The sequence below is a fragment of the Streptomyces dangxiongensis genome, from assembly GCF_003675325.1.
Lineage (GTDB): Bacteria > Actinomycetota > Actinomycetes > Streptomycetales > Streptomycetaceae > Streptomyces > Streptomyces dangxiongensis.
This window is the reverse complement of sequence record NZ_CP033073.1, coordinates 3,657,560-3,670,966: the sequence shown is the minus strand read 5'-3', so window position 1 is coordinate 3,670,966 and position 13,407 is coordinate 3,657,560. Positions and strand designations below refer to the sequence as shown.

Genomic DNA, 13,407 nt, shown 5'->3' with positions numbered 1-13,407 from the left:
CCCATCGTGTCAGACCGGTTGGCCGGGGCGAGACCGGCCACCGGATAAATGAGCGGGCGTACCGGGCCGGGCACCTGCGACAATCGGGCCCATGACCACCACGCTCAAGTCGAAGCTGCACGACGACCTCAACGCCGCGATCAAGGGGCGCGACGAGCTGCGCTCCTCGACGCTCCGGCTGACGCTCACCGCGATCACCAAGGAGGAGGTCGCGGGCGAGGAGAAGCGCGAGCTTTCGGACGACGAGGTGCTCAAGGTGATCGCCCGTGAGGCGAAGAAGCGCCGTGAGGCCGCGGAGGCCTTCGCGCAGGGCGGCCGTGCCGAGCAGGCCGAGCGGGAGAAGGCGGAGGGCGAGGTGCTCGCCGGGTATCTGCCCAAGCAGCTGTCCGACGACGAGCTGGACACCATCGTCGCCCACGCCGTGGAGGAGGCGAAGGCGGCCGGCGCCGAGGGGCCGCGGGCCATGGGCGCCGTCATGAAGATCGTGAACCCGAAGGTGGCCGGTCTGGCCGAGGGCGGCCGGGTCGCCGCCGCGGTGAAGCGCCGGCTCCAGGGCTGAGCCATGAGCTATGGGGCGCGGCTGCCCCTGGGCTGAGTCGCGGGAAATCGTTGTCGAGGGCGGAGTCGCGGGAAATCGCTGCCCCAGGGTCGAGTCGCAAGGGATGGTTGAGCCGCGAGAGATGGCTGTCCCAGGGCCGAGCCGCTGCCGCGCTGCCCGACCCCCGACCCTTCGACTTCACGACCGCGAGGCCGCACCCGGGGACACCGGTGCGGCCTCGCGGTCGTGAAGCGCTCGTTTCGGGCGCTCGTGTCGCGGTCGTGTCGCGCGCCGCGGCTAGCCCCGGCGGCCGCCGTTTCCGTTGCCGTGGCCGTTGTTGCCGCCGTTCGTCTGGCCCTCGAAGAAGTTGCCGGGGAGGGAGAACGTCGGTGTCGGCAGGGTGCCGCCGATGCCGCCGGTGCTCTGGTCACCCGTCGTGCCCCCGGCGGTCGTGCCCCCGTCCGTCAGACCGCCGATCAGCCCGCCGGTCACCTGCCCCGTCGCGGTCCCGTTGTCCCCGTTGTTGCCGTCGTCCGTCCTCCCGTCCCCTTTTCCCTGATCACCCCCGTTGTGGGTGTCGTCGGGGATGTCGATCAGATGGAAGTCCGGTGCGGGCTTGCCGTCCAGGGCGCCGGACATCATGTCGCGCCAGATCGGGCCGGGCACCTCACCGCCGTAGACCTTGGCGTGCGGGACACCGCCGATGGTGATGTCGACCATCCGGCGCTTGTGCTGCGGGTCGCCGACCCAGACCGCGCCGGCCATGTTCGGGGTGTAGCCGACGAACCAGGCCGCGTAGCGCTCGTCCGTCGTACCCGTCTTGCCCGCGCTCGGGCGGCTGCCGAGACCGGCCTCCTGGCCCGTGCCGTCCTCGACCACGCCCTTGAGGAGCGTGCTCACCGTGTCGGCGGTGTTCTCCGACATCGCCCGCGAGCAGGTCGACCTCGGCACCTCCAGGGACTTCTGCTCGCTGCCCACCTTCTGGGTGATCGAGTCGATGGCGACCGGCGTGCAGTACATCCCGCGCGCGGCGAAGGTGGCGTACGCGTTCGCCATCGTCAGCGGGGACATCTCCTGGGTGCCGAGCGCGATGGAGGGCGCCTGCTGGACCTTGCGGCCGTCCGCGCGCTGCACGCCCATCCTGTGGGCCATATTGATCACCGGGCAGATGCCGATGTCGCTGATCAACTGCACGTAGTAGGTGTTGACCGACTTGGCGGTCGCCTCCTTCATGCCGTACGGGCCGTGCTCCGACTCGTTCTCGTTGGTCAGCTTCGTGGGCCGGCTCGGGTCGTCGTGCCAAGTTTTGCCGTCGCACGCGGACACCGGGCTGGGGTACGCCATCTCGTACGGCGACGAGTACTCCTGCGTCGGGGGCTTCCCGCCCTCGATGGCCGCCGCGGCGACGATCGGCTTGAACGTGGAACCGGGCTGGTAGCCGGCGCCGCCGCCCATGCCCTGGTTCACGGAGAGGTTGATCGTCGTCTCGTGGTTCTTGGTGTTGACGCCGTACGGACGGGACTGGCCCATCGCGAGGATCTTGCCGGTGCCGGGCTCCACGACGGTCGCGGCGGTGGCCACGGAGTCGCTCTCGTAGACGTGGTCCTTGAGGGACGCCTGCACGGAGCGCTGGGCCTGCGGGTCGAGCGTCGTACGGATCGTCAGGCCGCCCCGGTTCCAGAGCTTCGACCGCGCTTCCCTCGTCCTGCCGAAGGACTTGTCGGTGAGGAGGATCTGACGGACGTAGTCACAGAAGAAACCGGCGCCCTTCACGGCGGTGATGCAGCCGTTCTTGGGGTGACTGGGGTCCAGCTCGACCGGCTTCTCCTTGGCCTCGTCGGCCTCCTTCTGGGAGATGTCGCCGACCTCCGCCATCCGCTGGAGCACGGTGTTGCGGCGCTTGGCGGCCTCGGCCTCGTCGTTCACCGGGTCGTAGCGGCTCGGTGACTGCACGATGCCGGCCAGGAGGGCCGACTCCTGGAGGTTCAGGTTCTTGGCGTGCTTGGAGAAGTAGCGCTGGGCGGCGGCCTCGACGCCGTAGGCCTGCTCGCCGAAGAAGGTGATGTTCAGGTAGTTCTCGAGGATCTTCTTCTTGCCGAGCTTGTCCTCGATCTGGATGGCGTACTTCAGCTCGCGGATCTTGCGGCCCAGGGTCTGCTGGGTGGCCTCGGCGACCTTCGTCGGGTCGTCACCGGCCTCCTCGATGAAGTAGTTCTTCACCAGCTGCTGGGTGAGCGTGGAGGCACCCTGGGCGACCCCGCCGCTCTGCGCGTTCTTGTTCATGGCGCGCAGCACACCCTTGAGGTCGACCGCGCCGTGCTGGTAGAAGCGCGAGTCCTCGATCGCGACGATCGCCTTCTGCATGTACGGCGAGATGTCCTTGAGGTCGACCACCGTACGGTCGCGGGAGTAGACGGTCGCGATCTGTTTGCCCCGGTTGTCCAGGATGGTCGTGCGCTGACTTAGCTGGGGACTCTTGAGGTTGGCCGGGATCTCGTCGAAGCTCTGCACCGATCCCTTGGCCGCGAGGCCCAGCGCGCCGGCCGCGGGCAGCGCGATGCCCGCCAGCACGGCTCCGGCGAGCACACTGACACCGAGGAACTTGGCGGCCTGCTGCGTTGGCGACAGACCGCCACCCGAGCGCTTCTTTGGCATGGGGGCAGCCTAATCCGTACTGTTGAGCGTTCCTAAGGAGCGACCGTGTCGGCACGGCGAAGCGGGATGTACGCGTTCCCGTTCGCCGGACACGCATGCAGGCGTTGGCCTAAGCTGCTCTCGACTGTCACAGCGATGCGGTCACGTACGTACTACGTCCGGCGACCCCGAATCGTTCCGGTCGTAGCCCGGAACAACCGGGGCGCGTGCCCGTTTTCCGGGCCTTGCGCGCCCGAATCCGCCTCCTGTGTCACCTGGTGCCCGATGTGGCGCACCGCAGCCGTCCCGGTTTGCCGGGATGGTCGCGCTTGTCGCCAGCTCACTCCCGCGGGTGATCTGCCGCTTACCCATAGTCCGTTCGGGCCATCCAAGATTGGGCCCGAAGGGGGTGTTGCGCTGTGTCGACCTTCCGTAACGTCCTCAACTGGCGGCGGTGAATATGCCGCTGCCGCCGTGGGGGAGCCTCGATTCGGGAGAGGACGGCGCCGGTATGGGCTGGGTAACCGACTGGAGTGCGCAGGCTGCCTGCCGCACTACTGATCCGGATGAACTGTTCGTTCAGGGAGCAGCGCAGAACAGGGCCAAGGCGGTGTGCACCGGGTGCCCGGTGCGCACGGAGTGCTTGGCGGACGCGCTGGACAACCGTGTGGAGTTCGGCGTGTGGGGAGGCATGACGGAGCGGGAGCGCCGCGCACTGCTGCGCCGGCGGCCCACTGTGACATCCTGGCGCAGGCTGCTGGAGACCGCCCGCTCGGAGTACGAGCGAGGCGTCGGGATCGTGTCCCTCGACAGCGACGAGATCTACGAGAACTATGCGGCGGTGAGCTGACGGCATCCCCCGGGCACACCATTCGGAGCGCACCGTTCTGGCAGGCCCCTCCCGGCGAACCATCCGTGCGCCCGCGTGCGCCGCACACCTGTGCGTCGACGCCCGTCGCGCAGGGACTGACGTCCGCCGCGTACGGCGCCTGCGACCGTCGCACTTGCGCCGGTGCCCTCGCATTTGTGCCGGTGCCCCTCGCCGGTGAAAACCGCTGCTCGTGCGCCGGGCCGGCGGGGTGCCGGTGACCGCCGCTCACATGCGCCTGCCATGCCATGCCATGCGTGCCGTGGGCGCGGCGTGCGTGCCTACGGGTGTCCCGGCCGCCCGTTCGCCAGCCGGTCGCCGATGGCCCTCAGGCCCGTGAGGTCGTGGACGTCGCCGGGCAGTGCGGGCACTTCCACCACCGCCACCTCGGGGTGGCGGGCGGCGAAACGGTCCCTCGTGCGCTGCTCGCGCGAGAGTAGCTGGATGCGCTCGGCGTGCAGCCTCAGCAGGGCCGCGGTGAGTTGGTCTACGGAGCATTCCGCGTCGGCGGGGGAGCCTTCCTCGGCGGCAGCGGCCGGGACGGCGGCTGCGGTCTCGGATGCGGGAGATGGTGAACTGCCGTACGGGTCGGGAGAGTTACGAAGTCCAGCTTTCCCGTCCCCCTGATCCACAATGCGGGCGTCCTCAAGATTTTCCGCGGCGGCCAGCGCCCGCTCGGCCGACAGGCCGCCGGCCCCGCTGCCGTGGACCCGGTTGAGCACCAGGCCGACCAGGGGCATGTGCTCCGCGGCCAGCCGCTCCACGAAGTACGCGGCCTCGCGCAGCGCGTCCCGCTCCGGGGCCGCCACCACCAGGAACGCCGTGCCAGGTGCCTGGAGCAGCTTGTAGGTGGCGTCCGCGCGCGTACGGAACCCGCCGAAGGTGGTGTCCATCGCGGCCACGAAGGTCTGGACGTCCTTCAGTAGCTGGCCGCCCAGCAGCTTGCCCAGTGTGCCGGTCATCATCGACATGCCGACGTTCAGGAACTTCATGCCCGCGCGCCCGCCCAGCTTGGCGGGCGCGGTCAGCAGGCGGATGAGACGGCCGTCCAGGAAGGAACCCAGCCGCTTGGGCGCGTCCAGGAAGTCCAGCGCCGAACGGGACGGCGGGGTGTCCACGACGATCAGGTCCCACTCGTCCTTCGCCCGTAGCTGGCCCAGCTTCTCCATCGCCATGTACTCCTGCGTGCCCGCGAAGCCCGCCGAGAGCGACTGGTAGAAGGGATTCGCGAGAATCGCGGCGGCCCGCTCGGAGTCGGCGTGCGCCTCCACGACCTCGTCGAAGGTGCGCTTCATGTCGAGCATCATGGCGTGCAGCTCGCCGTCGCCCTCCGTGCCCTTCACCCGGCGCGGCACGTTGTCGAGCGAGTCGATGCCCATCGACTGGGCCAGCCGTCTGGCCGGGTCGATGGTCAGGACGACCACCTTGCGGCCCCGCTCGGCGGCCCGCAGTCCGAGGGCCGCCGCGGTCGTCGTCTTGCCCACACCGCCCGAGCCGCAGCACACCACGATCCGGGTCTTCGGGTCGTCCAGCAACGGATCGACGTGGAGCACGCGCGCGGGGGAGAGAGGGCGGCCGGTGTCCACCGCCTCGGCGGCCCCCCGTGCCTCGGCCGGATCCGGACTCATGACAACCCCTGCTTCCGCAGCTCGGTGGCGAGTTCGTACAGGCCCGCCAGGTCCATGCCCTCGGCGAGCAGCGGCAGTTCGTCCAGCGGCAGACCCAGCTCGCCGAGGGCCGCGCGCTGCTCCTGCTCCAGCGCGTACCGCTCGGCGTACTCCGCGGCCTGGGCCAGCAGCGGGCCCACCAGCCTCTCGGCGTTCCCGCCCCGCCGGGCCCCGCCCAGACCGGCGGCAGAGAGCGCCCGCGCAACCGATGAACGCTCCACGTCCCGTACGAGTTCCAGGTCGTTCGCGTCCAACACCTGCGGCCGGACCATGTTCACGATGACCCGGCCCACCGGCAACCGTGCCGCGCGCAGTTCGGCGATGCCGTCGGCGGTCTCCTGGACCGGCATCTCCTCCAGCAGCGTCACCAGGTGCACCGCCGTCTCCGGCGACTTCAGCACCCTCATGACCGCCTGTGCCTGATTGTGTATCGGGCCGATCTTGGCGAGACCCGCCACCTCGTCGTTGACGTTCAAGAAGCGGGTGATGCGGCCGGTCGGCGGGGCGTCCATGACGACGTAGTCGTAGACGAACCGTCCGCTCTTGTCCTTGCGGCGCACCGCCTCGCACGCCTTGCCGGTCAGCAGGACGTCCCTGATGCCGGGGGCGATGGTGGTGGCGAAGTCGATGGCGCCGAGCTTCTTCAGGGCTCTGCCGGCCCCGCCCAGCTTGTAGAACATCTGGAGGTAGTCCAGAAGGGCCAGTTCCGGGTCCATGGCGAGGGCGTACACCTCCCCGCCACCCGGAGCGACCGCGATCTTGCGCTCCTCATACGGCAACGCCTCCGTCTCGAAGAGCTGTGCGATGCCCTGCCGGCCCTCGACCTCCACGAGAAGCGTCCGCTTCCCCTCGGTCGCGAGGGCCAGCGCGAGGGCTGCGGCGACCGTCGTCTTTCCGGTCCCGCCCTTGCCGCTGACGACCTGGAGCCTGCTCACGTCCTCGAGCCTAACCAGTCCGGTCGACGAGCACGCGGGAGGCTGTGGATAACGGAGGTCCGGCCCCTCCCGGCACAGCGGCTACAGTCGGCCCCATGACCAAGTGGGAATACGCAACCGTGCCGCTGCTCGTCCATGCCACGAAGCAGATTCTGGACACCTGGGGCGAGGACGGCTGGGAGCTCGTCCAGGTCGTGCCCGGGCCGAACAATCCGGAACAGCTCGTGGCCTACCTGAAGCGGGAGAAGCAGGCGTGAGCGCGGTCGAGGCCAGGCTGGCCGAACTGGGACTGACCCTGCCGGACGTCGTACCGCCGCTGGCCGCGTACCAGCCGGCCGTGCAGTCCGGTGTGTACGTGTACACCTCCGGCCAGCTTCCGATGGTCCAGGGCAAACTGCCGGTCACCGGCAAGGTGGGCGCCGAGGTCACGCCGGAGGAGGCCAAGGAGCTGGCCCGTACGTGTGCGCTGAACGCCCTGGCCGCCGTGAAGTCCGTCGCAGGCGACCTGGACCGCATCGCGCGCGTGGTGAAGGTCGTCGGCTTCGTCGCCTCGGCGTCCGACTTCACCGGGCAGCCCGGTGTCGTCAACGGTGCCAGCGAGCTGCTCGGCGAGGTCCTCGGTGACAAGGGCGTGCACGCCCGCAGCGCCGTCGGGGTCGCGGTGTTGCCGCTGGACGCGCCGGTCGAGGTCGAGATCCAGGTCGAGCTGGCCCAGTGATCCCGCCGAGGCGTCGCTGACCTCGGTACCTCTCGAACATTCGCCCTGCACGGGATAGCCTCCGGCCATGGCGAACGGTCAGTGGTACCCCCCGGAGTGGCCGGACCGCATCCGCGCCCTCGCGGACGGCACTCTCACCCCGGTGTCCCCCCGGCGCGCGGCCACGGTGCTGCTCCTGCGGGACACCGTCGCCGGTCCGGCCGTCCACATGCTGCGCAGACGCGCCTCCATGGCCTTCGCCGGAGGCGCGTACGCGTATCCCGGCGGCGGTGTCGACCCGCGCGACGACGACCGCCGGGTCCGCTGGGCGGGACCCACGCGCGCGTGGTGGGCGGAACGGCTCGGCATCGACGAGGCGGGCGCCCAGGCCGTCGTGTGCGCGGCTGTCCGCGAGACCTACGAGGAGGCCGGCGTGCTCCTCGCCGGGCCCGGCCCGGACTCGGTCGTCGGCGACACCACCGGCGACGACTGGGAGGCCGACCGCGCGGCCCTGGTCGCGCGTGAGCTGTCCTTCGCCGAGTTCCTCGACCGGCGCGGCCTGGTGCTGCGCTCGGACCTGCTGGGTGCCTGGACCCGCTGGATCACCCCGGAGTTCGAGGCCCGCCGCTACGACACGTGGTTCTTCGTGGCCGTCCTCCCCGAGGGGCAGCGCACCCGGAACGCCTCCACGGAGGCCGACCGCACGGTGTGGATCCGCCCGGAGGAGGCCGCCGCCGGGTACGACAGGGGCGAGCTGCTGATGATGCCGCCCACCATCGCCACCCTGCGCCAGCTGCTGCCGTACGCCACCGCCGCCGAGGCGCTCGCCGCCGCTCCCGCGCGCGACATGACCCCGGTCCTGGCCCGGGCCCGCCTGCGAGACGGCGAGATCGTCCTCTCCTGGCCCGGGCACGACGAGTTCACCAAACACGTCCCGACCGCCGCGACGACGGCTGGGACGCCCGCTGAGGCGGCCCTCAGGACGACGAGTGAGACGTTCGCCGAGAAGACCGCCATGACCGCTGCCGAGACGCCGTCCGCAGAGAAGAGCGCTGCGACGGATTCCGAGGCGCCGTCCGCTGAGAAGACCGCTGCGACGGCCACCGAGACGGTGACCGCTGAGAAGACCGGTGGAGGCCCCGCATGACCGACGCAGCCGCCCTGCCGGGCCAGCCCCGCGGCGGGGTCCTCTCCGGCCCCGCCACCGAACGGGCCGTCAACGTCCTCGCGCCCAACGCCTCTGCGATGACCCTGGACGGCACCAACACCTGGATCGTCGCCGAGCCCGACTCCGACCTCGCCGTGGTGATCGACCCGGGCCCGCTGGACGACGGCCATCTGCGCAACGTCTTGGACACCGCCGAGAAGGCCGGCAAGCGCATAGCCCTGACCCTGCTCACCCACGGCCACCCCGACCACGCCGAGGGCGCCGTCCGTTTCGCCGAGCTGACCGGTACGCGCGTGCGTGCCCTGGATCCGGCGCTGCGGCTCGGCGACGAGGGCCTGGCCGCCGGCGACGTGGTCACCACCGGGGGCCTGGAGCTGCGCGTCGTACCGACCCCCGGGCACACCGCGGACTCGCTGTCCTTCCATCTACCGGCCGACCGGGCCGTGCTGACGGGCGACACCGTCCTCGGCCGCGGTACGACGCTCGTGGCACACCCCGACGGACGGCTCGGCGACTACCTGGACTCCCTGCGGCGGCTGCGGGCCCTGACGGTGGACGACGGCGTGCGCACCGTCCTGCCGGGCCACGGGCCGGTCCTGGACGACGCCCAGGGCGCCGTCGAGTTCTACCTGGCCCACCGCGCCCACCGGCTCGCGCAGGTGGAGACAGCGGTCGAGAACGGCCACCGCGCCCCGGCCGAGGTCGTCGCCCACGTGTACGCCGACGTGGACCGCTCGCTGTGGCCGGCGGCGGAGCTGTCGGTGCGGGCCCAGCTGGACTACCTCAGCGAGCACGGGCTGATCTAGTCAGGCCGCGGGGCCCGGCTGCGCGTGCAGCCGGGCCCCGGGCCGTGGTGCAACCGGCGTCAGCGGGACCTCTTGGCCAGCCGCTCGACGTCCAGCAGGATGACGGCCCGCGCCTCCAGGCGCAGCCACCCGCGCTGGGCGAAGTCGGCCAGGGCCTTGTTCACGGTCTCGCGGGAGGCGCCGACCAGCTGGGCCAGCTCCTCCTGGGTCAGGTCGTGGACGACGTGGATGCCCTCCTCGGACTGCACGCCGAAGCGGCGGGAGAGGTCCAGCAGGGCCCGCGCCACGCGGCCGGGCACGTCCGAGAAGACCAGGTCGGACATCGCGTCGTTGGTCTTGCGCAGCCGGCGGGCGACGGCGCGCAGCAGGGCGCCGGCCACCTCCGGGCGGGCGTTCAGCCAGGGCTGGAGGTCACCGTGCCCGAGGCCGAGCAGCTTGACCTCGGTCAGCGCGGTCGCCGTTGCCGTACGGGGGCCGGGGTCGAAGAGCGACAGTTCGCCGATCAGCTCACCGGGTCCGACGACGGCGAGCATGTTCTCGCGGCCGTCGGGGGAGGTGCGGTGCAGCTTCACCTTGCCCTCGGTGACCACGTACAGCCGGTCTCCGGGGTCGCCCTCGTGGAACAGCGAGTCGCCGCGAGCGAGGGTCACCTCACTCATGGAGGCGCGAAGCTCCGCGGCCTGCTCGTCGTCGAGTGCCGCGAAGAGCGGGTTGCGCCGCAGAACGTCGTCCACGAGTTTCTCCTTGTCGACCTGCTCAGGGGATGGTGCTCCCCGCGTGCCAGGGGACCGTGTTCCCCGTTTTGCCGGACGGTCCAAACAGTGTGATCTGTCACAAGGATGCCGCACACGTGTCCCGGGGTAAGCGTCAGGGGTCCAATCGGGGGCCGGTACGCCGGGTCCGGAGCGGATCATGATGCCGGGCTCTAGGCTGGCCGGGTATCCAAATTGCCGGTGAGAGCACAGGCCGAGGGGGCTGGGCGGGTGGTTGTACGTCGGGATTCCGCCGTGGGCGAACAGGTCCCCGAAGAAAGTAATAAAACAGACAAATCGACTAAAAAGGTTGTCGACGTCGTGGAGAAGGCCGCGCCCGCCAAGAAGACCGCGAAGAAGGTCGCCAAGAAGGCCGCCAAGAAGGCGACGAGCGGGAAGAAGCCCGTCGAGAATGCGGTGAGCGGGAAGAAGCCCGCCCAGAAGGCGGCCGTGGAGAGGACCGTCCCCGCCGGAGGGCCACCGGCCGGTGGCGAGTCCCGTACCGCCCTGGTCCGCCGCGCCCGCCGCATCAACCGCGAGCTGGCCGAGGTGTACCCGTACGCCCACCCGGAGCTGGACTTCGAGAGTCCCTTCCAGTTGCTCGTCGCCACCGTGCTGTCGGCCCAGACCACCGACCTGCGGGTCAACCAGACGACCCCGGCGCTCTTCGCGAAGTACCCCACCCCGGAGGACCTCGCCGCCGCCAACCCGGAGGAGGTCGAGGAGATCCTGCGCCCCTGCGGTTTCTTCCGGGCCAAGACCAGGTCGGTGATAGGGCTCTCCAAGGCCCTCGCCGAGGACTTCGGCGGTGAGGTGCCCGGCAGGCTGGAGGACCTGGTCAAGCTGCCGGGAGTGGGCCGCAAGACGGCCTTCGTCGTCCTCGGCAACGCGTTCGGCCGGCCCGGGATCACCGTGGACACGCATTTCCAGCGGCTGGTCCGGCGCTGGCGGTGGACCGACGAGACCGATCCCGACAAGATCGAGGCCGCCATCGGCGCGCTCTTCCCGAAGTCCGACTGGACCGACCTGTCCCACCACGTCATCTGGCACGGCCGCCGCATCTGCCACGCCCGCAAGCCCGCCTGCGGTGCCTGCCCCGTCGCGCCGCTCTGCCCGGGCCTACGGTGAGGGCGAGACCGATCCCGAGAAGGCGACGAAGCTGCTGAAGTACGAGAAGGGCGGCTTCCCCGGCCAGCGGCTCAAGCCCCCGCAGGCCTACCTGGACGCGGGCGGCAGGCCGGCGCCGCCGCTGGGGGCCGCGTGACGGAACGATCCCGGGCCCCTCGGGCGTTGGAGGGGGCAGAGCGACGGGGGGTGGCGATGAAGGCCAGTGACACGCAGGGCGGTGCGGTGGCGCTCAGCGAGGAGGGGCTGCCGGACTGGCTGGATCCCGTGGCGCGTGCCGCCGAGACGGTCCGGCCGCTCCAGCTGAGCCGCTTCCTGCCGCCGGAGAACGGCTCGGGACGGCAGTCGGCCGTGCTGATCCTGTTCGGCGAGGGCGAGCGCGGCCCCGAGCTGCTGCTCATGGAGCGCGCGGGCTCGCTGCGCTCGCACGCCGGCCAGCCGTCCTTCCCGGGCGGCGCGCTGGACCCGCAGGACGGCGACCCGCACGGCGAGGGACCCCTGCGGGCCGCGCTGCGCGAGGCCGAGGAGGAGACCGGGCTCGACCCGTCCGGTGTGCAGCTCTTCGGCGTGCTGCCCCGGCTGTACATCCCGGTCAGCGGCTTCGTCGTCGCCCCGGTGCTCGGCTGGTGGCGCGAGCCCAGCCCGGTCGGCGTGGTCGACCCGAACGAGACCGCGCGGGTCTTCACCGTGCCCGTGGCGGATCTCACGGACCCCGTCAACCGTGCCACCGCGGTGCACCCCAGCGGCCACCGCGGTCCGGCATTCCTGGTCGAATCGGCCCTCGTCTGGGGCTTCACGGCCGGAGTGATCGACCGCCTGCTGCACTACGCGGGCTGGGAGCGCCCCTGGGACCGGGAGAAGCAGGTCCCGCTCGACTGGCGCGCATGACAGGGTGATCCCGTGCTGTGTCTTCCGGGGACGCCGTGTCCCTCAGCCACTGCGCGGCGTGCCGGACCCCCGGCCGGGCCGCGGGGACCGGAGTGAGTAGGCGAGGCCTGAAGCGGTGAACGTGCTGGACATCCTGTTGCTGGTCGCGGCCGTGTGGTTCGCGGTGGTGGGCTACCGTCAGGGCTTCGTCGTCGGCGTCCTGTCGGTGATCGGCTTCCTGGGCGGTGGCCTCGTCGCCGTGTACTCGCTGCCCCTCATCTGGGACGCCGTGACGGAGAAGAGGGACGTCGGCACGACCGCCGCCGTCGTCGCCGTGGTCGTCGTCATCGTCTGCGCCTCCGTCGGCCAGGCGCTGACCACCCACCTCGGCAACAAGCTGCGCCGGCAGATCACCTGGTCACCGGCGCGCGCCCTGGACGCCACCGGTGGAGCGCTGGTCAACGTCGTCGCGATGCTGCTGGTCGCCTGGCTGATCGGCTCCGCGCTCGCCGGGACGACCCTGCCGACGCTCGGCAAGGAGGTCCGAGGCTCCAAGGTGCTCCTCGGCGTGTCCCGGGCGCTGCCGACGCAGGCCGACACCTGGTTCGCGGACTTCTCCTCCGTGCTCGCCCAGAACGGCTTCCCGCAGGTCTTCAGCCCGTTCGCCAACGAGCCGATCAAGGACGTACAGCCGCCGGACCCGGCCCTCGCGCGCAGCCCGGTCGCCTCCGAGGCCCAGCGTTCCATCGTCAAGGTCACCGGCACGGCCCAGAGCTGCGGCAAGGTCCTGGAGGGCACCGGCTTCGTGTTCGCCGACCGCCGGGTGATGACCAACGCGCACGTCGTCGGGGGCGTGGACGCGCCGAGCGTGCAGATAGGCGGTGAGGGCCGCTCCTACGACGCGAAGGTCGTCCTGTACGACTGGAAGCGCGACATCGCCGTCCTCGACGTCCCGAACCTGAGGACGGCCGCGCTGAAGTTCTCCGCGCGGGACGCGTCCGGCGGTGACGGCGCGATCGTCGCGGGCTTCCCGGAGAACGGCGCCTACGACGTGCGCGCCGCGCGCGTGCGCGGGCGCATCACGGCCAACGGCCCGGACATCTACCACCGCGGCACGGTCCGCCGCGACGTCTACTCGCTGTACGCGACCGTCCGCCAGGGCAACTCCGGCGGCCCGCTGCTGACGCCGGACGGCAAGGTGTACGGCGTGGTGTTCGCCAAGTCCCTCGACGACGCGGACACCGGCTACGCGCTCACGGCGGACGAGATCCGGGCCGACATCAGACAGGGGCGTACCGCGAACGAGCAGGTCGGCACGGATAGCTGCGCCCTGTAGGCGGGCGGCGTGCG

The 13,407-nt window shown here is 71.0% G+C and carries 11 protein-coding genes and 2 pseudogenes; 9 read left to right on the top strand and 4 right to left on the bottom strand.

Annotation, left to right across the window (positions count from 1 at the left end):
• The first annotated feature begins 91 nt into the window (after window positions 1-91).
• A complete protein-coding gene (locus D9753_RS16325) occupies window positions 92-559 on the top strand; it encodes a GatB/YqeY domain-containing protein (protein WP_121787678.1) in 468 nt (155 codons plus the stop codon).
• Between the two features lie 276 nt (window positions 560-835).
• On the opposite strand, the gene D9753_RS16320 is transcribed toward D9753_RS16325, so the two are convergent.
• A complete protein-coding gene (locus tag D9753_RS16320; protein ID WP_121787677.1) occupies window positions 836-3,193 on the bottom strand; it encodes a transglycosylase domain-containing protein in 2,358 nt (785 codons plus the stop codon).
• A gap of 490 nt (window positions 3,194-3,683) precedes the next feature.
• Here D9753_RS16320 and wblA point away from each other — a divergent pair, with 490 nt between their 5' ends.
• Entirely contained in the window at window positions 3,684-4,022 is a 339-nt protein-coding gene (wblA, locus tag D9753_RS16310; protein WP_205614396.1) for a transcriptional regulator WblA, read from the top strand.
• 299 nt (window positions 4,023-4,321) lie between these two features.
• On the opposite strand, the gene D9753_RS16305 is transcribed toward wblA, so the two are convergent.
• Window positions 4,322-5,668: an ArsA family ATPase gene (locus D9753_RS16305; protein WP_121787675.1), complete on the bottom strand. Its 1,347-nt coding sequence runs from the start codon at window positions 5,666-5,668 to the stop codon at window positions 4,322-4,324.
• Window positions 5,665-6,642, bottom strand: coding sequence for an ArsA family ATPase (locus tag D9753_RS16300; protein WP_121787674.1), 978 nt, complete (start codon window positions 6,640-6,642; stop codon window positions 5,665-5,667). The genes D9753_RS16305 and D9753_RS16300 overlap by 4 nt, the downstream gene beginning before the upstream one ends.
• Before the next feature lie 95 nt (window positions 6,643-6,737).
• Here D9753_RS16300 and D9753_RS16295 point away from each other — a divergent pair, with 95 nt between their 5' ends.
• From D9753_RS16295 to D9753_RS16280, 4 genes and pseudogenes are all read left to right on the top strand, one after another.
• Window positions 6,738-6,899, top strand: a complete 162-nt coding sequence (locus tag D9753_RS16295; protein ID WP_003975360.1) for a DUF4177 domain-containing protein — start codon at window positions 6,738-6,740, stop codon at window positions 6,897-6,899.
• Complete coding sequence (locus D9753_RS16290) at window positions 6,896-7,360, top strand: RidA family protein (RefSeq protein WP_121787673.1); 465 nt, start codon at window positions 6,896-6,898, stop codon at window positions 7,358-7,360. Before D9753_RS16295 ends, D9753_RS16290 begins: the two co-directional genes overlap by 4 nt.
• A 67-nt stretch (window positions 7,361-7,427) precedes the next feature.
• A pseudogene (locus D9753_RS16285) lies at window positions 7,428-8,294 on the top strand (NUDIX hydrolase); the annotation flags it as partial.
• Between the two features lie 188 nt (window positions 8,295-8,482).
• A complete protein-coding gene (locus D9753_RS16280; protein WP_121787672.1) occupies window positions 8,483-9,313 on the top strand; it encodes an MBL fold metallo-hydrolase in 831 nt (276 codons plus the stop codon).
• Window positions 9,314-9,372: 59 nt separating this feature from the next.
• Here D9753_RS16280 and D9753_RS16275 read toward each other — a convergent pair whose 3' ends face one another.
• Entirely contained in the window at window positions 9,373-10,047 is a 675-nt protein-coding gene (locus D9753_RS16275; protein WP_014674022.1) for a Crp/Fnr family transcriptional regulator, read from the bottom strand.
• 339 nt (window positions 10,048-10,386) lie between these two features.
• Between D9753_RS16275 and nth the strand changes: the two are divergent.
• The 3 genes and pseudogenes from nth to D9753_RS16260 all read left to right on the top strand — a co-directional run bounded on the left by nth (window position 10,387) and on the right by D9753_RS16260 (window position 13,393).
• A pseudogene (nth, locus tag D9753_RS16270) lies at window positions 10,387-11,329 on the top strand (endonuclease III).
• A gap of 56 nt (window positions 11,330-11,385) precedes the next feature.
• Entirely contained in the window at window positions 11,386-12,078 is a 693-nt protein-coding gene (locus D9753_RS16265) for an NUDIX hydrolase (RefSeq protein WP_121787671.1), read from the top strand.
• A 115-nt stretch (window positions 12,079-12,193) separates the two neighbouring features.
• Window positions 12,194-13,393 (top strand): MarP family serine protease, encoded by a 1,200-nt coding sequence (locus tag D9753_RS16260; RefSeq protein WP_121787670.1) that lies wholly within the window; start codon window positions 12,194-12,196, stop codon window positions 13,391-13,393.
• Window positions 13,394-13,407: the final 14 nt, after the last annotated feature.